We start from the raw sequence: 21376 nt of genomic DNA on the forward strand, positions 1-21376 counted from the left end.
CGATAAGTGGCTATTGAAAACCGTTCTCACTCATGCAAGAATGAGAACGTATTTCATTCACTGGGTGGCCTCCATGTACGTGTGCGTGTGCAAAGCGGTAACCGATCGCCAGATACACAGGGCAGTCGAGAACGGTGCGTCCACCTTGCGCGAACTGGCCCAGGATCTCGGCGTCGCCACCCAGTGTGGAAAATGCGCGAAATGCGCCCATTCGGTGCTGTGCGAAGCGAAAGCGCAACAGCAATCGTCACGCCAGACTGTTCTGCTGCAGCCCATGGGCGCCCGCCTGCCACTGGCTGCCTGATCCCCCCCCCCCCCCCCATTCCTGTGCCCGCACTGACCCTTCGTGAGTGCGGGCATGGCTGTGTGTGCCGTAATGACTGATAATGCATGCTGGATTTCCGGATGGGAGAACACTATGCAAGGCAACCCGCAAGTCATTGCCGCCCTCAACGGCGTGCTCAAGTACCAGCTCACGGCGATCAATCAGTCATTCCTGCATGCCCGCATGGGCCGCAACTGGGGCTACAAGCTCCTCGACCGCGCCGAATACAAGTGGTCGATCAAGGCGATGAAGCACGCCGACGAAGTGATCGAACGCATCCTGTTCCTCGACGGCCTGCCCAACCTGCAGGAACTCGGCAAGCTGTTCATCGGTGAAACCGTGCCGGAAATGCTGTCCTGTGACGAGAAGCTGATCCACGGCGGCCTGGCCGACATGCGCAAGGCGATCGCACTGGCGGAAAGCGAGCAGGACTACGTGACCCGCGACATCGTGACCGAGCTGCTGGAAAGCGAAGAAGAGCAGCTGGACTGGACCGAAACCCATCTGGGCCTGATCGGCGCCGTCGGCCTGCCGAACTTCCTGCAAAGCCTGACCGGCGACAACGAATAAGGAGAACACCATGCAAGGCAGTGCAAAAGTCATTGGCGCCCTCAACCACCTTCTGGTTGGCGAGCTCGCCGCTCGCGACCAGTACTTCATTCACTCCCGCATGTATGAGGACTGGGGCTACGGCAAGCTGTTCGAGCGCATCGAGCACGAAATGCAGGAAGAAACCGAGCATGCGGCCTGGCTGATCCGCCGCATCCTGTTCCTTGGCGGCACGCCGGCCATGGTGCCGTCGGCACTGAATATCGGCAGCGATGTGCCGTCGATGATGAAAAGCGACCTCGAACTCGAATATCAGGTCGTCCGCGATGTCCGCGCAGCCATGGGGACCTGTGAACAGGAACATGATTACGTGAGCCGCGACATTCTGCTGAAGATGCTCGACGATACCGAAATGGACCATGCCCGCTGGCTGGAACAGCAGCTGCGCCATATCGACCAGATGGGTCTGGAAAACTATCTGCAGTCGAAGATCTGAAACGCAGTCACGGAAAAAGCGCCCCGCGGGGCGCTTTTTTCAATTCCGCCAGAGGCGGACGGGTCAGCCCAGGCGCATGCCACGGCGGTGCCAGAAATGGCGACCGACAAAGCCCGGGAAAGCGAACACCAGGAACAGCGCCAGATTGGTTACATAGAACTGCCAGTTCTGCGGATGCACGGCCGATTGCCGGGCCTCGAGACCGTAGGCCAGCACGGCGACCACACCGAACATCACCAGCAGTTCCAGCGCCTGCCAGCCGGCATGCTTGGCCCTGGCCAGCGTCACGACGCCGAACAGTTTCCTGGAGACAAAGGGAAGATTCGCCGCCAGAAAGGCAACCAGCAGCAGCGCGACAACGTTCCAGTTCATCGGGGGCAGCCCAAAATGAAAACAGCCGCCATCATGCCATAGACGGCGGCGTTCGGTGAGACGGGATCAGGCGGCGCCGAGGTTGCGGCCACCGCCGACAATGCTCTGCTTGCCGCCATCGCGGCCATAGGACAGCGTGCTGCCCTCGGACGACATCAGCGCCGAAAGCGCCTGATTGACATTCAGCAGGCGATCCGAGATCAGCTTGCCGTTCAGGTCATTGGCGGCACGGGCTTTTTCCGACACCAGTTCCAGGTGCTGCCAGATCGACAGCAGTTCCAGCCGGTCGGACAGCCAGCGGTACAGTGCCGTACGGCTGTCGATGCCGAAGGCGCGCAGTGCCTCGGCACGCAGACGGGCACTGTGATCGATCTGCTCAAGCAGCTCCAGCTTGCCGGAGGCGAACTTCTCGATATCGGCGATGTTGCCGCCGATCAGCGCACGCTGCTCTTCATCCAGCAGTTCGAGCATCTGTTCGAACTGCCGGGTTTCGGCAACGACCAACTCGGTCAGTGACTGGATCTGGGTATCGGTCATGAAGTGGACAACTTACAAAAAACGGAACGCTGTCAGCCCTGACTCTGCGTGGACAGCAGTTCCTGCGAGCTGCGGACCAGACCGTCGGCGATGCCTTCCGGATTGATCTTGTACTCGCCATTCGAAATGGCGGCTTTCAGCGACGCAACCTTCGCAGCATCAAAAGTCATTTCGCCGGCGCCGTCCTGGGCCAGCGACTGAATCTGGCTGGCAAGCGGGTTGATGGCCACACTCTCGCCGGCAGCAGACGGCGTCGTCAGCGACGGCTTGACCGGCTTGCTTCCGGCGTTGCCGCTCGGGGGTGCAGTATGCACCATGTTGGATTGGATTTTCATCGCATTGAGTCCGTGTATCGCCCTTGTTACAGCAGTTATCGACGGATTGTCATCCAGCTTTAGCCTTTATTGTCTTGCCGTTACACAGTAGATCATTTCTTCAATACCTGATGGCAACGCTGCCGTCCGCGCGTGCCGTCCCGCGCAGAATCCGGCCGTTCGGCATGCGCACGCCGACCGACTGGCCCTCGCTGCCGGCGGTCATTGCCACCCCCTGCGCGGACACATTGAATGCCGGGTTGTCCGCCACGATGCGGACCGGCTGCCCCTGGCGAACGACCAGCGGCAGGGCCAGCATTTCCCGCCGCAGCATGAGGCCCGGCACGACCGTGCGCGCCATCGGCTTGCCGACCACGTCCTCGATCCGGGCGAACGCGCCGAGCGGCACATTGCCGTCGCGCGATTCGACCAGCTCCAGGTCCTCGGCGACCAGCTTCTGCCCGGTGGCCACCGTGCGCTTGATCATGACCACGGTCTGGCTCGGAATCGCCCGCACCGGCAGCCGGATCGACCACTTCGGTGACACGCAGGAAATTTTCACTCCGCGGGCGGCCTCGCGGCCGGGACCATCCCAGGCATAGACCGGCGACGGGCAGGCAGGCAGGCCCAGCCTGCGGTCAAGCTGACCGTAGCTGAGCCGCACCGCCGCGCCCTGCCAGCCCTGCAGCGCGAACGCGCGCGCCTGCGCCTCGATCAGGGCGATGTCCTGGCGCGAGGCCAGGACCGGAAGTGCCGGGAAAACCGACAACAACAGAAACAGCGACAATCTGGACATGCGCGGATTGTAGCGTTCGAGCCGCCGCAGACTCAAACCCGCGACGGCCGGTCAGGCGTCGATGTGTTCGGACAGGTAGCGCTTGATCAGCTCGGCACTGGCATCGACCACCTCGACCCGCTTCGGCAGGGCTTCGATATTGTCCAGTCCGGCCGGTCGAGCCGGCTTGCGCCCCAGCGCCTCGACGATGGTGTCCTCGAACTTCGCCGCCTGCGCGGTTTCCAGGCACACCATCGGCACGCCGTCCTCCCGCCATTCCTCGCCGACCTTCAGCCCGTCGGCGGTATGGGTGTCGATCACCACGCCATAGCGGGCATCGGTGCGACGAATGGTCTCCAGCCGGTCGGCATGCGTGCTCTTGCCGGACTGGAAGCCGAAGTCGGCAATGCGGGCGAATGCCGGTGTGCCGGCCAGATCGAACCCTTCACCGGCATCCACCCGCGCCCACATCCCGGCTACGGCCTTCGGATCGCGGCCGACCAGATCGAACACGAAGCGCTCGAAGTTGCTGGCCTTGGAAATGTCCATCGACGGACTGGAAGTGATATGGGTATCGGCCGTGCCGCGCGGGCGGTAGCGGCCGGTACGGAAGAATTCGTCCAGCACGTCGTTTTCGTTGGTGGCAACCACCAGATGGCGGATCGGCAGCCCCATCATCCGCGCAATGTGACCGGCGCAGACATTGCCGAAGTTGCCCGACGGCACGCTGAAGCTGACCTGCTCGTCGTTGCCGGCCGTGGCAGCGAAATAGCCCTTGAAGTAGTACACCACCTGCGCCACGACCCGCGCCCAGTTGATCGAATTGACCGTGCCGATCTTGCGCCGGGCCTTGAACACGTGATCCCGGCTGACGGCCTTGACGATATCCTGGCAATCGTCGAACACGCCGCGCACCGCCAGATTGTGAATGTTGTCATCCTGCAGGCTGTACATCTGCGCCTGCTGGAACGGGCTCATCAGACCGTACGGGCTGAGCATGAACACGCGGATATTGTGCTTGCCGCGCATCGCGTACTCGGCGGCCGAACCGGTGTCACCGCTGGTGGCGCCGAGAATGTTCAGCGACTCGCCGCGCTGGCCGAGCACGTACTCGAACAGGTTGCCGAGGAACTGCATCGCCATGTCCTTGAACGCCAGAGTCGGGCCGTTGGACAGTTCGAGAATGCACAGGCCCGGTTCCAGCACTTTCAGCGGCGTGATGTCGGCCGAGCCGAACACGTCTTCGCGGTAGGTGTCGAACACGAGGCGGCGCAGGTCGTCGGCCGGAATGTCGTCGGCAAACAGGCGGATGATCTCGAAGGCCAGTTCCGGGTAGGACAGCGCACGCCATGTGTCGAGCGTCGCCCGGTCCACTTGCGGGTAGCTTTCCGGCAGGACCAGCCCGCCATCCGGGGCCAGGCCCATCAGCAGGATGTCGGAGAAAGGGGCCGGCGCCATGCCGCCACGGGTGCTGATATATTTCATGATGTCTGACTAAGGTTTGGGCTGCGGCAGCGCCAGCCCGAGGATGACGAGCGAACGGCGGACACCATCGAGTTCCGCCACATCGGGAAAGTGACCCCAGGTACTGAAGCCCCGGCGCTCGAACAGCGCCATGCTGGGGGTATTGTGCGCGAAGATGAAGCCGAGCAGCGTGCGGATGCCGAGCGCCGGACAGGCTTCGAGCGCGTAGTCGAGCGCCAGCCGGCCGAGACCGCGGCCGCGCGCGCTTTCGGCCAGATAGATGCTGACCTCGGCCGTCGCCGCGTAGGCCGGCCGGCCGTAGAACGCGCTGAGGCTGATCCAGCCCAGCATGACGCCGGCGGCGTCCTCCAGCACCCACAGCGGATAACGCGCCGGCGAATGGGCGTCGAACCACGGCTCGCGCGATGCGACCGTCACCGGCTCGGTATCCGCCGTCACCTGGCGGGACGGCACCGTGCTGTTGTAGATGTCAACGATGCCGGGAAGGTCGGCACGCACCGCGTGCCGGACACGCATCCCGGCGCCGGTGTCAGCCATTGAGCGCCTCCATGCGCAGCCGCACCACCTTGTCGGTCACGCTGGCGAGCGCCTCGATGCGCGCAATCGCCGACTGCACGCGTCGTTCGACCACGCGATGGGTCAGCAGCACGATCTCCGCCTGGCCGTCACGCTCGCTGCCCTTCTGGATCAGCGCTTCGATCGAGATCGACTCGTCGGCAAGGATATGGGTCAGTTCGGCCAGCACGCCCGGCTTGTCGATCACGCACACGCGCAGGTAATAGCTGCTTTCGACAGCCTCGATCGGCAGCAGCGGCAGGTCGGCGATCCGGTCCGGCTGGAAGGCCAGGTACGGGACGCGGTGTTCCGGGTCGGCCGTGGCCAGGCGGGCGATGTCGACGATATCCGCCACCACCGCGCTTGCGGTCGGCAGGGCGCCGGCGCCGGCGCCGTAGTACAGGGTCGGGCCGACTGCATCACCCTTGACCAGCACCGCGTTCATCACGCCATTGACGTTGGCGATCAGTACGCTTTCCGGAATCAGCGTCGGGTGCACGCGCAGCTCGATGCCGGCAGCGGTACGGCGGGTGATCCCCAGCAGCTTGACCCGGTAGCCGAGTTCCTCGGCGTAGCGGATGTCCTGCGCGGTCAGCGTGCTGATGCCTTCGAGATAGCACTTGTCGAACTGCATCGGGATGCCGAAGGCCAGCGCCGCCATGATGGTCAGCTTGTGGCCGGCGTCATGGCCCTCGATATCGAAAGTCGGGTCGGCTTCGGCATAGCCGAGGCGCTGTGCCTCGGCCAGCGCATCGGCGAACGGCAGCCCCTTCTCGCGCATCTCGGTCAGGATGTAGTTGGAGGTCCCGTTGATGATGCCGGCGATCCATTCGATATGGTTTGCCGCCAGCCCTTCGCGCAGCGCCTTGATGATCGGGATGCCGCCGGCCACCGCGGCCTCGAACGCGACCATCACGCCCTTTTCGCGCGCCCGGGCAAAGATTTCGTTGCCGTGCTCGGCCAGCAGCTTCTTGTTGGCCGTGACCACGTGCTTGCCATGATCGATGGCGGTCAGCACCAGGTCCTTGGCGATGCCGGTACCGCCGATCAGTTCGATCACGATGTCGATATCCGGATGGGTCGCGACCACGCGGGCATCGCTGACGATCTCGATGCCGTCGCCGACAATTTCGCGCGCCCTGGCAATATCGAGATTGGCCGCCATTTTCAGCACGATCGCACGCCCGGCACGCCGGCTGATTTCTTCCGCATTGCGTTTGAGAACGGTCGCGGTGCCGCCGCCGACCGTGCCGACGCCCATGATGCCTACATTGATCGGCTTCATCGTCACTCCTGCTATCGATTGTATGTTCCGGGAATAGTCGCCGAATATGCCACACATTGGGCATGTCGCGCAGTGCAGCACACGCCCCCGTTCGCCAAATTGTGCAAAAGGGTGGCGCGGTTCCGGAACGATCGATCAGGGGGCTAGGACGGGAAGCCCTTGAACGGCTGGCGCCGCAAGCGGTCGCGGTAAGCGCATTCGCGCTCGTAGATGGTGCGGTTGTGGACGTCCTTGATCTTCTTCACCAGCACGCGGCCGCTGAGGGTGAAGTAGTAGACCTTGCGCGGATAGCAGTCGAGCAGGTCCTCCGCCAGCACCGGAACGCTCTCCTCGGCAAGAAAGCGCCGGACGAAATCGACATTGCGCTCGCCGATATTGGATTTCAGCATCCCGCGCAGCACGCTGCCGCCGCCGAATACCTTGGCCTCGAAGCGCCGCCGGTCGCCGCCGAGCCGCACCATTTCGTCGATCAGCACTTCCATCGCATGCTGGCCATAGCGTTCGGGCAGATTGGTCAGCGCGTCCTGATCGGACACGCCATCGGGCAACGAAAAGTGATTCAGCCCGGCCACGCCGGCCACCGGATCGCGCAGGCACACCGACACGCAGGACCCCAGCACCGTCACCAGCAGCATGTCGCGATTGGTGGCAATGAACTCGCCCGGCAGCACCTTGGCCGCCTCGAGCTGGAAATTGGCGTCGTAGTAGGAGGCTCCTGGCATGGCTGCACTGGTCTTGGTATTGCCTGTGTTCATGGTGGTCTCGCATGTGGCCGCAAGCGGACACCGGGCCGGAGACCGGTCCGCGGCTGCGGGAAGAACGGTCACTGCCGCCCTGCCGGCAAGGCAATGACATCCGTATGGCTTGTCTAGATATAGACCAGTGGAATCCCGCTGCGCGATCCCTTCGCGGTGCCCGCTTGCATTCAGTCGTCGGCCAGCGGCAGGGACAGCACGAAACACGCCCCCGGTGCATGGCGCGCATCCAGCCGCAACTGTCCGCCCTGCTGCTGCGCCACCCGGGCAGCAATGGCCAGCCCGAGACCGGTACCCTCGCTGCGCGTGGTAAAGAACGGCTCGAAAATGCGCGAGGCGATCTCGGCCGGCACGCCCGGTCCCTGGTCGCTGACGGCGAATTCGACGCCGGCCTCTCCGCGGCGGACCGCCAGTGAGACCTCGCTGCCCGGGGACGAGTAGGCGAACGCATTCTCGATCAGGCTGACCAGAGCGCTGACCAGCGCCCTGGCATCGGCCCGTACCCGCGTCACGCCCGTGTCCTGCCGGCAGGCAAACGTCACGGCGCGGGCGCGGGCTCCGGCCAGCACCGCATGCTCGACCTCGTCCAGCACGTCGGCCACGGCGACGTCGTGCAACTCGAACGCCTCGCCGCGCACATAGCCGAGCGTGTCGCGGATCAGGCCTTCGAGCTGGCGCAGACGGTCCAGCGCCTTGCCGGCAAAGCGTTCCCGGTCTTCCCGGCCCAGTGGTTCGCGGGCCAGATTGGCGGTGTAGAGCATGGCGGTGGCCAGCGGCGTGCGCAGCTGATGCGCCAGCGATGCCGCCATCTGCCCCATCGCCACCAGTCGCTCCTGATCGGCCAGTTGCCGCGCCAGCGCCTGCTGGCGCGAGATGTCGTGCAGCAGCACGATGGTCGAACCGTCCGGCAGCGGACGCTGCTCGACAATGACTTCACGCGGCGCGGCCCCGGATGGCAGCAGCCAGGCGTCGCCGACATCCGCCGGTGTCATCGCGGCCGATACCTGCGCCCAGTCCAGTCCGGTCCAGTCGGCCCCGGCCATGTCCTGCGCCGCCGGATTCTGCCGCAGCACGGTGCCGTCTGCCGCCAGCTCGACCACGCCGGCCGGCAGCGCGTCGAGCAGCAGCGCCAGCCGCTCGGCCAGGCTGGCACGCTGCGCGCTCTGGCTGGCCAGCGCCAGATTGGCCATCTCCAGTTGCGCCGACAGGGTCGCCAGTTGCTTCTGCAGATCGGAGTACGCGTGGATCAGTTCACCGGACGCGCGGCTGAACAGACCGAACGCCTCTTTCAGCTGCTGCACGTCAGGAGAATTCTCCTGTGGACCGAGTTGATGATTCTCATGGCTCATGGCAGCCCCTATGACAGCACTAAGGGAAATGTGGTAGTAATCTACTCAGGAAATGTTCCGCACAACTGCGAGAAAAATCCTAACGAACGTCTAGAGTCACTTATGATTCTGCAGTTGTTGTCGATAGTATTCCTGACAGCCCCCCGGGCTGGCGATTTGAATTTGCAAAGATGAGCGGAGCACCTTGTGTCTGAACTACTGAAAAGCATTGACGCGCGAACCAAACTCGCGGGTGCAAACAAGCTGGAGATCCTGCTTTTCTCGCTAGGGGTCGACCAGCGGACCGGCCGTAAGGAAACTTACGGCATCAATGTATTCAAGGTCCGTGAAGTGATGCGCACCCCCGAGATCACGACGGCGCCGGAAATGGCCAGCTCGGTCGAAGGCATGGTCAGCCTGCGCGGTCACCTCGTTCCGGTCATCGACCTGGCGAAGTATACCGGCGTGATCACCGAGAAGACCCCGGAAGTCATGATCGTGACCGAGTACAACGGCCACACCCAGGGCTTCCTGGTCGAGGCGGTCGATACCATCCTGCGCCTGGACTGGTCGGCGATGCGCGTGCCGCCGGAAATGATCTCGAACCGCATGGGCGGTCTGGTCACCGCCGTGACCGAGCTCGACAACAATAATCTGGTGATGATGATTGACGTCGAGCGCGTACTGGCCGAGACCACCGATATCGACGACTCGTTCCAGTTCGTCAATATCGAGCCGATCAAGGAATCGCGGATGGTGTTCTTCGCCGACGACTCCGCCGTGGCCCGCAAGCAGATCGAGAAGACGCTGCAGGCGATGAACGTGAATTACGCATACGCAATCAACGGTCGCCGCGCCTGGGAAGAGCTGCAGCGCATGGCCAGTCAGGCCGAGCAGGCAGAGAAGCCGTTGAAGGATATGGTGAACCTGGTGCTGACCGACGTTGAAATGCCGGAAATGGACGGGTTCCTGCTGACCAAGATGATCAAGAGCGACCCGCGCTTCGCCGGCATTCCGGTGCTGATGCACTCGTCGCTGTCTGGTCAGTCGAACCAGCGTTTAGGCCAGTCGGTCGGTGTCGACGACTATGTGTCGAAATTCGAGCCGCAGAAGCTGTCGCTGAAGATGCGCGAATTGCTGAAGCTCTGACCCTGCTACGAGAATAATGGCCATGCAAGACATATCCCTGATCGATAACATCGATGCGCGCACCAAGCTCGCCGGCTCGAACAAGATGGAAGTCCTCCTGTTCTCGCTCGGCACCCGCGAAACCTTCGGCATCAACGTGTTCAAGGTGCGCGAAGTGTCGCAGACGCCGGAAATCACCAAGTCGCCGAACATGCCGTTCGGTGTCGAGGGCGTGATTTCCCTGCGCGGCAACATCATCCCGGTCATCTCGCTGGCCCGCTTTACCGGCGCGCAGGATGCGGACACCCACAAGTACGAATCGATGATCGTCACCGAATTCAACAAGAGCACGCAAGCGTTCCTGGTGGAGTCGGTCGACCGCATCATCCGCATCGACTGGGACCGGATGAAGGCGCCGGACAACATGATGCCGCAGGGACAGGCCATGATTACCGCCGTCTCCGAACTGGACGACGGCAAACTGGTTTCCATCCTCGACGTCGAGCAGATCCTGGCCAGCGTCGTCGGTGAAACCCGCATCCCCGACATTCCCAAGGCCGGCACCGGCAGCGATGAATTCATTTTCTTCGTCGACGACTCGGTGGTCGCCCGCAAGGAAATCACCCAGGTGCTCGACAAGATGGAAGTCAAATACCATCAGGCCACCAATGGCCGCGAGGCCTGGGAACGACTGCAGGCCTTCGCCAACCGTCCGTGGATGGATGGCGCCACGCTGCACGACACACTGAAACTGATCCTGGTCGATGCCGAAATGCCGGAAATGGATGGCTACGTTCTGACCCGGCACATCAAGGGCGACAAGCGCTTCGCCAATATTCCGGTGGTCATGCACTCGTCGCTGTCGTCCAATGCCAACCGGGCGATGGGCTCGAGCGTCGGCGTCGACAACTACGTCGCCAAGTTCGAACCCGCGCTGCTGGCGGAAACGATGTTGCCGTACCTGCAACGCTGAGCGCAGCATTCGCAGTGAGCGCCGCCATCGTTACGATCCGGCTCGACCCACGGTCTACCAGACAGAACCGGCTCCGGGCCCATGACCGGCAGCTTTGACAAAGCCACACATACGCAGGACAACGCCCCATGATCGAGGCAGCAGACAAGAACACACGCTTTCTGGTCGTCGACGATTTCTCGACGATGCGACGCATCCTCCGCAATCTGCTCAAGGAGTTGGGTTTCACCAACGTCGATGAAGCCGAGGACGGCCAGGCCGCGCTGCACAAGCTCAGAAGCCAGACATTCGATTTCGTCGTGTCCGACTGGAACATGCCGAACATGACTGGCATCGAGCTTCTGCGCAATGTACGCGCCGACGCCCAGCTCAAGCATCTCCCCTTCCTGATGATTACGGCGGAGGCGAAGCGCGAGAACATCATCGAAGCGGCCCAGGCCGGCGCTTCGGGCTACATCGTCAAACCCTTTACCGCTGCCACATTGGAAGAAAAGCTGGGCAAAGTCTTCCAGAGCGTGGCCAAGTAAGCAGAAAACCGAGGGAGGCTACGTGCCGGATAATCACTTGGAAAACGGCGATTCGCCCGAACTCGAGGCCCTGTTCGATCGTGTCGCTCACGACACGCATGTACAGGAAGCCCCGGCCGCGCCGATCGCTGCCGTCGTGCCCGCCCCATCAGCAGATGGCGACAGCGCCGAATTGCAGGCACTGTTTGACAGTGTCGCCGCCGCACCCGTTGCGCCACCCGTCGTACCGACGCCCGCCCCCGACCTGAGTGCCGCCGGCGACAGCCCGGAACTCGAAGCGCTGTTCGACAGCGTGGCCGCCAGCGTGGCCCCGGTCGCGCCCCCGCCCCCGGTCGTCGCGCAGGTGACCGCCGCCGGCGACAGCCCGGAACTCGAGGCGCTGTTCGACAGCGTGGCCAGCCAGGCCGCGGTCAGCGCAGACGCGCCAGCCGCTGCGGCACCCGTTGCCTCCGCTGACAACATGTATTCGCGAGTGGGCCAGCTGACCCGCAAGCTGCATGATGCGCTGCACGAACTCGGCTACGACAAATCCCTCGAACGCGCCGCCAGTGCCATTCCCGACGCGAAAGACCGGCTGTCCTATATCGCCACGCTGACGGAAAACGCCGCCGAGCGCGTGCTGAACGCCACCGACCGCGCGCAACCGCACCAGACCCGTCTGGAGAGCGGCGCCGCTGCCCTCGCCAGCGACTGGGACAAGGTGTTTGCCAACCAGTCGTCGCTGGAAGCCTTCAAGGCACTGGCGAAGTCGACGCGCGGCTACCTGGCCGAAGTGCCCGAACATACGCATGCCACGTCTTCCGAGCTGATGGAAATCGTCATGGCGCAGGACTTCCAGGATCTGACGGGTCAGGTGATCAAGAAGGTCGTGGAGATGGTCCAGCACATGGAGCAGGAACTGCTGTCGTTCCTGATGGAATACCAGCCGGAAATCAAGCCGGACCCGACCGAGCTCCACTCGCTGGAAAACGGCCCGGTCGTCAATCCGGCCAACCGCACCGACGTGGTAACCGACCAGAAGCAGGTCGACGACCTGCTGGCAAGTCTGGGTTTCTGATGCATACTGCATACACAACACTTTTCTCGCAGAGGCTGTCATGAGCGACTTCGCCGGAATGGAAGAACTGCTTCAGGATTTCCTGACAGAGTCTCTCGAATTGCTGTCCGATGTGGACAACAAACTGGTTGAACTGGAAAAGCGTCCCAACGACAAGGGACTGCTGAACGACATTTTCCGGGGCTTCCATACCATCAAGGGCGGTGGCGGTTTCCTGAACGCCACCCCGCTGGTGAATCTGTGCCACCGCACGGAAAACCTGTTCGACAAGCTGCGCAATGGCGAGCTGACGCTGTCCAGCGAGATCATGGACGTGATCCTCGACGCCACCGGCGTGGTTCGCGACATGTTCAGCTACATGGCGCAGGGCCGCATGCCGTCGCCGGCCGATCCGGCCATCCTGTCCAATCTCGACGCCGCACTGGCCGGACAGACGCCTGCCGTTGCGGCAGCGGCCCCGGCAGCGCCGGCCGCCCCGGCCGCCCCGGGCGAGCCGAACTGGCAGCAGCTGTACCAGGCCGTCGTCGTACCGGCAGACAGCGTCGCGCAGATTGCCGGTGGCGGTACGGCTGTCGTGCCGACCTCGGCCCCGGTGGCGCCAGCCCCCGCTCCGGCACCAGCCCCGGTGCCGGCCGCCCGCGATCGTGCGCCGGCCAAGGCCAATACCCAGGTCGCCGCACCGCAGGAAACCACCATCCGGATCGATACCCACCGTCTCGACCAGGTGCTGAACCTGTCCGGTGAAATCGGCCTGACCAAGAACCGCCTGACCACGATCCGTACCGAGATCATGCAGGGCAACCTTGGCACGAACACGCTGCGTGCACTTGACGAAGCGGTCAGCCAGCTCGACCTGCTGGTCGGCGACCTGCAGAACGCGGTCATGAAGACGCGGATGCAGCCGATCGGCCGCCTGTTCCAGAAGTACCCGCGACTGGCCCGCGATCTGGCCCGCCAGCTCGGCAAGGAAGTGGAACTGGTGCTGTCCGGTGAGGAAACCGAACTCGACAAGACCATGATCGAGGATCTGAACGATCCGCTGGTCCACCTGGTGCGCAACGCGGTCGACCACGGTACCGAATCCACCGAGGAGCGCATTGCCGCCGGCAAGCCGGTCAAGAGTATCGTGCAGTTGTCCGCCCGTCAGGTCGGTGACCACATCGTCATCGAAATCGTCGACGACGGTCGCGGCATGCGTGCCGACATGCTGCGCAAGAAGGCCGTCGACAAGGGCCTGATCGACAGCGAAACCGCACAGGCACTGGACGACAAGCAGGCACTGCAACTGATTTTCCTGCCCGGTTTCTCGACCAAGGACCAGATTTCCAGCGTCTCCGGTCGTGGCGTCGGCATGGACGTGGTGCGGACCAACATCCAGCGCCTGAACGGCCGCATCGACATCACCTCGGTGCCGGGCGAAGGCACCCGCCTCAGCGTCTCGCTGCCGCTGACGCTGGCCATCCTGCCGGTGCTGGTGGTCAAGGTCTGCCAGCAGGCCTTTGCCGTGCCGCTGGCCATGGTGCGCGAGATCATCCCGATCGACCCGAACAGCATCCAGGAAGTCTCGGCCCGCCCGACCATCGTCGTCCGCGACGAGATCCTGCCGGTGCGCGGTCTGGCCGACCTGCTCGGCTGGCCGGCAACCCAGGAGCCGGCATTCGGCGTACTGATGCAGTCGGCGGAGAAGACCTTCATCCTCGCCATCGACGCTTTCGTCGGTCGGGACGATGTGGTGATCAAGCCGCTGCAGAACATCCGTCCGAAGGGGGTGGCCGGTGCCACGCTGTCCGGCGATGGAGCCGTGGTGCTGGTGCTGGACATGGAAGGTCTGCTGTCGGCCGAGTCCAAGGAAAAGGGCGGCCATCTGAGCCCGGCCCTGCTCGACCTGGCCATCTGACCGGCCCCGGGAGATCACCGCTTCGCCGGCGATCTCCCGGCCGTTTCCCCGTCCCGCACCGCTGCGGGACGCTGTCGTTTGCCTTCCAGTGATTTCAGCAGAGTCGCCATGCAACCCTCCCCGGCCTTTATCGGTCGCCAGCCGGTCCTGAACCGGAACCAGCAGATCATCGGTTACCAGTTGCTGTTCCGCCCGGCAGCAACCGGGCCGATGCCGGCGGCCGACGACGAACCGGCCAATGGTGCCCACGTGCTGGTCAACACCCTGTCCAGCATGGATGCGGCGGCACTGATCGGCAACAAGTTCGCCTTCATCAAGGTCGGACAGGGTCTGCTGGTCAGCGAATTCCTCGAACTGCTGCACCCGCGCCGCGTCATTCTCGAGCTGTGCCCGTCGCTGCCGGCCAGCGCCGAAATGCGCCGCCGCGTCATACATCTGCGGCAGCACGGCTTCGGGCTGGCACTGGACGACTATCAGCCCGGCGGCGAGCAGGACAGCTTCCTGCCGGCCATCAACTATGTAAAGCTGAACCTGGCGAGGCTTGGCCAGGAGCGGCTGGAAAAGACCGCCGCCACGCTGCGACAGCACCCGGTGATCCTGATCGCCGAGCAGGTCGAGAGCCATGATGACTTCCGCTGGTGTCGCTCGATCGGCATCGACGGTTTCCAGGGCCACTACTTCACCCGCGCCGAAACCCTTAACAACCGCAGCGTCCACCCGCAGCTGGCCAATATCATCAACCTGCTGAACATGCTGCGCGGCAACGCCGACCTGGACGAAATCGAACTCGGTTTCCGCCAGGACGTGGCAATGAGCTACAAGCTGTTCCACTACATCAATTCGGCCGGCTTCGCACTGGTCAACGAAGTCGCCTCGTTCCGCCAGGCCGTCACCCTGCTCGGCTACCAGAAGCTCTACCGCTGGCTGACATTGCTGCTGGTCACGGCCAGCGAGGAAGTCGGCGCCCCGTCGGCCCTGCTGAAAACCGCTGTCACCCGCGGCCGTTTCATGGAGCTGCTGACGCGCAATATCGGCCACGGTCATGAAAGCGACAACGGCTTTATCGTCGGCATGTTCTCGCTGATCCATGTCCTGCTGGAAATGCCGCTCGAGTCGGCACTCGACAATCTGCTGCTGCCGGAAATCGCCCGCCATGCGCTGCTGGAACAGTCCGGCTGGCTGGGTCAGCTGCTGCAGCTGGTCATTGCCTGCGAAGATCCGGCGCTGCGCGATGTGCAGGTGCTGGCCGAAGCGCTCGGCCTGTCGGCCCAGACCCTGAACAGCGCCCATGTCGCCGCGCTGGGCTGGGTGGAAGAGCTGCGGATTTAACCGGACAGGTGCCGGGGCCGGCGAGCCGGGCCGGCAATGTGCTACGCTACGCGCTGTCCGTCATCGCCACACACACGTCCCTGTGCCCTGCGGGACGTTTTCGTTTCCACGCGGCCGGCCCGACCGGCGGCGTTCTGTTCAGCTGCCCCGATAATGAATCTGATCGCGCTCGATACCTCGACCGAATACCTGTCCATCGCCGTCCGTTTTGACGGCGTGGTCCACGCCCACCACAGCCATGTCGGCCAGAAACACGCCGAAGCAACCCTGCCGCAACTGGCCGAACTGCTGGCCGAAGCCGGACGGCCGCTGGCCGACGTCGATGCCATCGTGTTCGGTCAGGGACCGGGCTCGTTTACCGGACTGCGCATCGGCTGCGGCCTCGCGCAGGGACTGGCCTTTTCCTGTGCCAAATCGCTGATCGGCATTCCGACGCTCGACGCACTGGCGGCAACGGTCGACACGCCGTGCGTGCTGGCCTGTCTGGATGCGCGGATGGGCGAAGTCTATGCGGCCGGTTACGACCGCCGCGACGGCAGCCAGCCGATCCCGATGGGCCTGTATGCCCCGGAGGCCCTGCCGGTGATCGACGGCATTCGCTGGGTCGGCGCCGGCAGTGGTTTCGATGCCCATGCCGAAGCGCTGGCAAGCCGGCTTGGCAACACGCTGGCGGCCGTCGAGCCCGGGCGTCAGCCATCGGCGCTGGCCATGCTGGCACTGGCCGACAGTGGCCGCTATCCGCTGGTTCCGCCCGAGCGGGCCGAACTGCTGTACCTGCGCAACAAGGTGGCACTGACCACCCGCGAACGGGAAGCGCGATGAATCCGCAGTTCCGGCCGGCGACCGATGCCGACACTGAGCGGCTGGCAGCCATTGCCGCCGGCGCCCGGGACGGCGCCTGGACGCGCGGTCAGATCGCCGGCTCGCTGCACGGTGGCAGCCAGGTGCTGGTGGCACAGATTGACGCCGACATTGTCGGTTTCGCCGTGCTGCAGACCGTGCTCGACGACGCCGAGCTGCATGACATAGTCATTGCCCGTGACTGGCAGCGCCGCGGTCTCGGTCGTCAGCTGCTCGATACCGTACTCGCCGCAGCCCGCACGGCAGGGGCGACCCGACTGCTGCTTGAAGTCCGCGCCGGCAACGGTGCGGCACTGGCGCTGTACACCGCCCGCGGCTTTGTCCGCTGTGGTGTGCGCCGCGACTACTACCGTACCGATAACGGCCGTGAAGACGCCATCCTGATGGAGATCGCCCTGTGAGCCGCCGCGACTTGCTGTTGAAGGAACTGGGACTGACTGTGTGGCGCCAGCGCCCCGGCCGTGCCGCCACCGCTGCCGAGCCGGATGACGACGTGCAGCCGGACGCCATCGGCACGCCCGCGCCGGTCGTTACGGCCGCTGAAACCGCCATGCCCGCCGCGCCCGCAGAGGTCCCCGACCTCCCGGTCATGCCGGAAACCCGGCACGAAGCGCCGGCCCTGCGCGACTGGGCAGAGCTGGAGCAACAGGTGCCGGCATGCCAGCGCTGTTCACTGAACGAAACCCGCACCCGGACCGCGCTCGAGCGCGGCAATCGGCAGGCTGCGTTGATGATTGTCGGTGAAGCGCCCGGCGAGCAGGAAGACCGCCTTGGCCAGCCGTTCGTCGGTCCGGCCGGCAAGCTGCTGGACGCCATGCTGACCGCCACTGGCTGGGACCCGGAGCGGGATGTCTATATCGCCAACGTGCTGAAGTGCCGGCCGCCAGGCAACCGCAACCCGCAGCAGGCGGAAATGGTTGCCTGTGTCGATTATCTGGCCGACCAGTTGCGGCTGGTCCGGCCGAAGCTGATCCTGTGCGTCGGCCGCATTGCCACCCAGGCACTGCTGGACAGCGAACAGGCGATCTCGCGGCTGCGCGGACAGGTTCACCACTGGCACGGCGTGCCGCTGATCGTCAGCTACCACCCGGCCTATCTGCTGCGCAACCTGCCGGACAAGGCCCGCGCCTGGCAGGACCTGTGCTTTGCGCGCAAGACCCTGGCCGGGTTGATGGCCGCCGGCTGACGCGCCCGCCTCAGTCCAGCGTCGGCAGCACGTCCGGCGCCAGCATCACCTGATTCTTGCCGCCGACCTTGGCCTTGTACATGGCATGGTCGGCGCGCTCGATCAGGTCGAGCTCGTTTTCACCCGGCATCCAGCGGGCGACGCCGGCCGAGAAGGTGATCACCACATGGTCTTCATGGGCCATGAAGAAGGTCTTGGTCAGTTCGCGCTGCAGGCGCTCGATGATTTCACAGCCGCTTTCCGCGTCAGTCCCCGGCATCAGGATGATGAATTCCTCACCGCCGAAGCGCGCCACCCCGTCACTGGGGCGCACGCGCGACTGCACCACCGATACCACATGTCGCAGCGCATCATCGCCGACCAGGTGGCCGTAGTGGTCGTTCAGCTGCTTGAAATTGTCGATATCGATCAGCGCCAGCGACAGCGGCGAGCGTTCGCGCTGCGCCCGGTCACTTTCTCGCGAGAACAGCTCATCCAGCCCGCGCCGGTTCAGGGCGCCGGTCAACTGGTCTTCCTTGACCCGGGCACTGGCTTCGACCAGCTCGCTTTCCAGCTGGCGGATGCGTTCGTTGACCACGCCGACCTGCAGCCTGGCGTCCACCAGCTCGTCACGGGCATTGACCAGGTCGAGGTGGACAGCACGCGTGTCGGCCATCAGGCTGTCGACGATGCCATGCAGCGCCAGCGGGTCCCGGCTGGCATTGATCGCTTCGGCATAGCCGCTGAAGCGGGTCTGGTATTCATCAGTGTTTTCGGACAGCAGGCTGACGCGGTGGATAAAGCTGTCGAGCATGTGCCGCATCGAATCGGTCGCCTCGTCGAGGCTGTGGCGCAGCAGGCCCTGGCGATAGACCGCTTCCTTCAGTCCGGCCTCGACCTGATACAGCTTGCGCATCGACACCGGCGAATCGGCCAGCAGCGCACGCACGGCGCTGATCTGGCCCTGCACGTGCGCGTCAGAGCCGATAAAGTCGACCAGATTTTCCAGCAGCAGGTCCAGAATGCGGGTAATGGCGGTGGTCAGCCGCTCGTCCTGCTGGGTCGCCAGTTCCAGCCGGATCCAGAAACGCTTGAGCCGGCGCGACACCATGACCAGATCCTCGTCGCGCTCGCCACTGTCCAGTCCCTGCGCCAGCTGGACCAGTTCATGCTGCAGCTCCGGATAACCGGCCAGGCGCGGATGCACCCCCAGCGTCAGCGCTTCGCGCAGCGCGGCCAGACAGGCCTGCACGGCCGGGCTCGCCTCGGTGGCCGCTCCGCCGGCAGCCGGCACCGCATCGATGGCGTCGAACAGCAGGTCGCCATCGGCGCTCTGCACTGCCGCGCCCATGCTCCAGCTGCTGACCAGTCCCTGCAGCTTGTCATACAGCTGCGCCGGCCGCGCGCCACGGCTGGCCAGCACCCGGTCCAGCGTATCGCGCTTGTGACTCTGGGTCACCGCCAGCGGCATGTCCCAGGCCCGGATCAGACCGCGCAGCAGCGCGCTCCAGTCCTGGCCGGCCAGTTGCTGCTCGATCAGCATCTGCATCAGTTCGAGCAACTGGTCTGCTGCTTCATCCCACTGCTGCCGTTCGATCTGCTGCTGCAGGCGGCTGAAGCGCGGCGCCAGATCGATGGCACCGGGCAACAACTCCATGCGGGCCAGCAATGGCGCCGACAGCGGAGCCACCGGCGCCGGAAACTCGCCGATTTCGTCGTAGACGCGCTGATAGTTTTCCGGCGTGGGCGGAAGCTTGCGCGCAGCAAGCGTCAGCAGGGTTTCACGGGCTAGCTCGGTAGGCGTCATTAACGGAAAATTTCACAAGCATGTGGACAGACGATTATAGGGGAGTGTCTTCATGCAAAGCGGTTTCCGACAGCGAAAAACACTCTGGCGCGACGGACTGCAGCAAGAGACTCAACGTCCGGACGGACGGCCCAGCACCTGGAAAAAGACTTCGCCGGGCTTGACCATGCCCAGCTCGTTGCGGGCACGTTCCTCGACGGCTTCGTGCCCCTGTTTGAGGTCGCGGACATCGGCCGCCATCGCCGTATTGCGCGCGAGCAGCCGCTCGTTCACCGTCCGTTGCTCGGACAGCTGGCTTTCGATCTGCATGACGCGGATCCAGCTGCCCTTGCCGAACCACATGGGCCACTGCAGGACGAGGATGCCGACGACAAGAATGAGGGTGACGGAGCGCATGGGCGTTGAAGAGGCACCACCGTATTCCGGTGGTGCCTGCAGTGACATTACTTCAGATGATAGAACGCGGCGCGGCCCGGGTAGTACGCGGCAGCACCGAGTTCCTCTTCGATGCGCAGCAACTGATTGTATTTCGCCATGCGATCGGAGCGCGACAGCGAGCCGGTCTTGATCTGCATGCAGTTGGTCGCCACCGCCAGATCGGCAATGGTGCTGTCTTCGGTTTCACCCGAGCGATGGCTCATCACGCTGGTGTAACCCGAACGCTTGGCCAGATCCACCGCCTTCAGCGTTTCGGTCAGCGAGCCGATCTGGTTGATCTTGACCAGCAGGCTGTTGGCGATGCCCTGGCGGATGCCTTCGCCGAGGATCTTCGGGTTGGTGACGAACACGTCGTCGCCGACCAGTTGCACGTCACGGCCCAGCTTGTCGGTCAGGATCTTCCAGCCGGCCCAGTCGTGCTCGCTCATGCCGTCCTCGATCGAGATGATCGGGTAGTTCGATGCCAGGGTGGCCAGGTAGTCGGCGAAGCCTTCGCTGCTCAGTTGCAGCCCTTCGCTGGCCAGATGGTACTTGCCGTCCTTGTAGAACTCGGAGCTGGCGCAGTCGAGTGCCAGCAGCACGTCTTCGCCCGGCACATAGCCGGCCGCATCGATCGCGTCGAGCACCATCTTCAGCGCGTCTTCATTGCGGGCCAGGTTCGGTGCAAAACCGCCTTCGTCGCCAACGGCGGTCGAATGGCCGGCCTTGTTGCACAGCTTCTTCAGCGCATGGAACACTTCGGCGCCGCAGCGCAGCGCTTCGCGGAAGCTGCCGGCGCCCACCGGCATGATCATGAATTCCTGGATGTCGAGCGTGTTGTTCGCGTGCGCGCCGCCATTGATGACGTTCATCATCGGCACCGGCAGGCTCATCGGACCGGCGCCGCCGAGGTAGCGGTACAGCGGCAGCCCGGCTTCCTGGGCTGCGGCCTTGGCGGTCGCCACCGAGACGGCCAGGATCGCGTTCGCGCCGAGGCGACCCTTGTTGTCGGTGCCGTCCAGCGCCAGCATGGTCTGGTCGATATAGCCCTGGTCGGCGGGATCGAGGCCGATCAGCGCTTCGCAGATTTCACCGTTGACATGCTCAACCGCCTTCAGCACGCCGCGGCCGAGGTAGCGTCCTCCGTCACCGTCGCGCAGTTCGAGCGCTTCCTTCTCGCCGGTCGAGGCACCGGACGGCACCGCCGCACGGCCCATCACGCCGCTGTCGAGCCATACATCGCACTCGACAGTCGGATTGCCGCGCGAATCCAGCACTTCCCGGGCGATCACATCAACGATCGAACTCATCAAGACTCCCCTTCAATTTCGGACGTAGTTGTAGAGCAACACAGTATTTGCGGCAGCCGCCCACCCGGAGTGGTACAGGCTGCCGCATCAGCAAACGCCCTCGCAAACGCGAAGGCGGAGAATACAAAC

Annotated in this window: 24 protein-coding genes; 12 read left to right on the top strand and 12 right to left on the bottom strand. The window is 64.1% G+C overall.

All coding sequences use genetic code 11. The annotated features are described in order from the left end of the window. Window positions 1-73 precede the first annotated feature (73 nt). From DFO50_RS00635 to bfr (DFO50_RS00645), 3 genes are all read left to right on the top strand, one after another. A complete protein-coding gene (locus tag DFO50_RS00635; RefSeq protein WP_028497971.1) occupies window positions 74-304 on the top strand; it encodes a bacterioferritin-associated ferredoxin in 231 nt (76 codons plus the stop codon). 114 nt (window positions 305-418) lie between these two features. Next, window positions 419-895, top strand: coding sequence for a bacterioferritin (gene bfr, locus DFO50_RS00640; protein ID WP_028497972.1), 477 nt, complete (start codon window positions 419-421; stop codon window positions 893-895). Between the two features lie 10 nt (window positions 896-905). Next, window positions 906-1370 carry a bacterioferritin gene (gene bfr, locus DFO50_RS00645; protein ID WP_028497973.1) on the top strand — a complete coding sequence of 155 codons (465 nt, stop codon included), beginning with the start codon at window positions 906-908 and terminating at the stop codon, window positions 1368-1370. 63 nt (window positions 1371-1433) lie between these two features. On the opposite strand, the gene DFO50_RS00650 is transcribed toward bfr (DFO50_RS00645), so the two are convergent. The 9 genes from DFO50_RS00650 to DFO50_RS00690 form a co-directional block, all read right to left on the bottom strand. Then, window positions 1434-1742 (bottom strand): DUF2818 family protein, encoded by a 309-nt coding sequence (locus tag DFO50_RS00650; RefSeq protein ID WP_028497974.1) that lies wholly within the window; start codon window positions 1740-1742, stop codon window positions 1434-1436. 66 nt (window positions 1743-1808) lie between these two features. Further along, window positions 1809-2279: a flagella synthesis protein FlgN gene (locus tag DFO50_RS00655; RefSeq protein WP_028497975.1), complete on the bottom strand. Its 471-nt coding sequence runs from the start codon at window positions 2277-2279 to the stop codon at window positions 1809-1811. 32 nt (window positions 2280-2311) lie between these two features. After that, the gene (gene flgM / locus DFO50_RS00660; protein WP_233495152.1) at window positions 2312-2614 is read right to left on the bottom strand and encodes a flagellar biosynthesis anti-sigma factor FlgM; all 303 of its coding nucleotides are present in this window, start codon (window positions 2612-2614) and stop codon (window positions 2312-2314) included. Between the two features lie 100 nt (window positions 2615-2714). Further along, window positions 2715-3389 carry a flagellar basal body P-ring formation chaperone FlgA gene (flgA, locus tag DFO50_RS00665; RefSeq protein WP_146744996.1) on the bottom strand — a complete coding sequence of 225 codons (675 nt, stop codon included), beginning with the start codon at window positions 3387-3389 and terminating at the stop codon, window positions 2715-2717. Window positions 3390-3440: 51 nt separating this feature from the next. Next, the gene (thrC, locus tag DFO50_RS00670; protein ID WP_028497978.1) at window positions 3441-4853 is read right to left on the bottom strand and encodes a threonine synthase; all 1413 of its coding nucleotides are present in this window, start codon (window positions 4851-4853) and stop codon (window positions 3441-3443) included. 9 nt (window positions 4854-4862) lie between these two features. Continuing rightward, window positions 4863-5390 (bottom strand): GNAT family N-acetyltransferase, encoded by a 528-nt coding sequence (locus tag DFO50_RS00675; protein WP_233495153.1) that lies wholly within the window; start codon window positions 5388-5390, stop codon window positions 4863-4865. Beyond that, window positions 5383-6693, bottom strand: coding sequence for a homoserine dehydrogenase (locus tag DFO50_RS00680; protein WP_028497980.1), 1311 nt, complete (start codon window positions 6691-6693; stop codon window positions 5383-5385). The genes DFO50_RS00675 and DFO50_RS00680 overlap by 8 nt, the downstream gene beginning before the upstream one ends. A gap of 143 nt (window positions 6694-6836) precedes the next feature. Continuing rightward, complete coding sequence (cheD, locus tag DFO50_RS00685) at window positions 6837-7448, bottom strand: chemoreceptor glutamine deamidase CheD (protein ID WP_084299777.1); 612 nt, start codon at window positions 7446-7448, stop codon at window positions 6837-6839. Between the two features lie 170 nt (window positions 7449-7618). After that, window positions 7619-8749: a PAS domain-containing sensor histidine kinase gene (locus tag DFO50_RS00690; protein ID WP_028497982.1), complete on the bottom strand. Its 1131-nt coding sequence runs from the start codon at window positions 8747-8749 to the stop codon at window positions 7619-7621. Window positions 8750-8983: 234 nt separating this feature from the next. Here DFO50_RS00690 and DFO50_RS00695 point away from each other — a divergent pair, with 234 nt between their 5' ends. The 9 genes from DFO50_RS00695 to DFO50_RS00735 all read left to right on the top strand — a co-directional run bounded on the left by DFO50_RS00695 (window position 8984) and on the right by DFO50_RS00735 (window position 17734). After that, on the top strand, window positions 8984-9925 hold the full coding sequence (locus DFO50_RS00695; protein WP_028497983.1) for a chemotaxis protein: 942 nt from the start codon (window positions 8984-8986) through the stop codon (window positions 9923-9925). 16 nt (window positions 9926-9941) lie between these two features. Beyond that, window positions 9942-10877 carry a chemotaxis protein gene (locus DFO50_RS00700; RefSeq protein ID WP_107888775.1) on the top strand — a complete coding sequence of 312 codons (936 nt, stop codon included), beginning with the start codon at window positions 9942-9944 and terminating at the stop codon, window positions 10875-10877. Between the two features lie 128 nt (window positions 10878-11005). Then, window positions 11006-11404, top strand: coding sequence for a chemotaxis response regulator CheY (gene cheY, locus DFO50_RS00705; protein ID WP_028497985.1), 399 nt, complete (start codon window positions 11006-11008; stop codon window positions 11402-11404). 37 nt (window positions 11405-11441) lie between these two features. Further along, window positions 11442-12461, top strand: a complete 1020-nt coding sequence (gene cheZ, locus DFO50_RS00710) for a protein phosphatase CheZ (protein ID WP_233495154.1) — start codon at window positions 11442-11444, stop codon at window positions 12459-12461. A 40-nt stretch (window positions 12462-12501) separates the two neighbouring features. Then, window positions 12502-14358 carry a chemotaxis protein CheA gene (locus DFO50_RS00715; RefSeq protein ID WP_107888776.1) on the top strand — a complete coding sequence of 619 codons (1857 nt, stop codon included), beginning with the start codon at window positions 12502-12504 and terminating at the stop codon, window positions 14356-14358. 108 nt (window positions 14359-14466) lie between these two features. After that, window positions 14467-15687 carry an EAL and HDOD domain-containing protein gene (locus DFO50_RS00720; protein WP_107888777.1) on the top strand — a complete coding sequence of 407 codons (1221 nt, stop codon included), beginning with the start codon at window positions 14467-14469 and terminating at the stop codon, window positions 15685-15687. Window positions 15688-15840: 153 nt separating this feature from the next. Further along, window positions 15841-16509, top strand: a complete 669-nt coding sequence (gene tsaB / locus DFO50_RS00725; RefSeq protein WP_112691908.1) for a tRNA (adenosine(37)-N6)-threonylcarbamoyltransferase complex dimerization subunit type 1 TsaB — start codon at window positions 15841-15843, stop codon at window positions 16507-16509. Then, complete coding sequence (gene rimI, locus DFO50_RS00730; protein WP_112691909.1) at window positions 16506-16949, top strand: ribosomal protein S18-alanine N-acetyltransferase; 444 nt, start codon at window positions 16506-16508, stop codon at window positions 16947-16949. Before tsaB ends, rimI begins: the two co-directional genes overlap by 4 nt. Then, window positions 16946-17734 carry a uracil-DNA glycosylase family protein gene (locus tag DFO50_RS00735; protein WP_107888780.1) on the top strand — a complete coding sequence of 263 codons (789 nt, stop codon included), beginning with the start codon at window positions 16946-16948 and terminating at the stop codon, window positions 17732-17734. Before rimI ends, DFO50_RS00735 begins: the two co-directional genes overlap by 4 nt. 10 nt (window positions 17735-17744) lie before the next feature. On the opposite strand, the gene DFO50_RS00740 is transcribed toward DFO50_RS00735, so the two are convergent. From DFO50_RS00740 to eno, 3 genes are all read right to left on the bottom strand, one after another. After that, window positions 17745-19520 carry a diguanylate cyclase gene (locus DFO50_RS00740; RefSeq protein WP_028497992.1) on the bottom strand — a complete coding sequence of 592 codons (1776 nt, stop codon included), beginning with the start codon at window positions 19518-19520 and terminating at the stop codon, window positions 17745-17747. 111 nt (window positions 19521-19631) lie between these two features. Beyond that, window positions 19632-19916 carry a cell division protein FtsB gene (gene ftsB, locus DFO50_RS00745; RefSeq protein WP_028497993.1) on the bottom strand — a complete coding sequence of 95 codons (285 nt, stop codon included), beginning with the start codon at window positions 19914-19916 and terminating at the stop codon, window positions 19632-19634. 47 nt (window positions 19917-19963) lie between these two features. Then, window positions 19964-21247, bottom strand: a complete 1284-nt coding sequence (eno, locus tag DFO50_RS00750; protein ID WP_028497994.1) for a phosphopyruvate hydratase — start codon at window positions 21245-21247, stop codon at window positions 19964-19966. Between the last annotated feature and the right edge of the window lie 129 nt (window positions 21248-21376).

It is taken from the genome of Microvirgula sp. AG722, assembly GCF_003269145.1.
Lineage (GTDB): Bacteria > Pseudomonadota > Gammaproteobacteria > Burkholderiales > Aquaspirillaceae > Microvirgula > Microvirgula aerodenitrificans.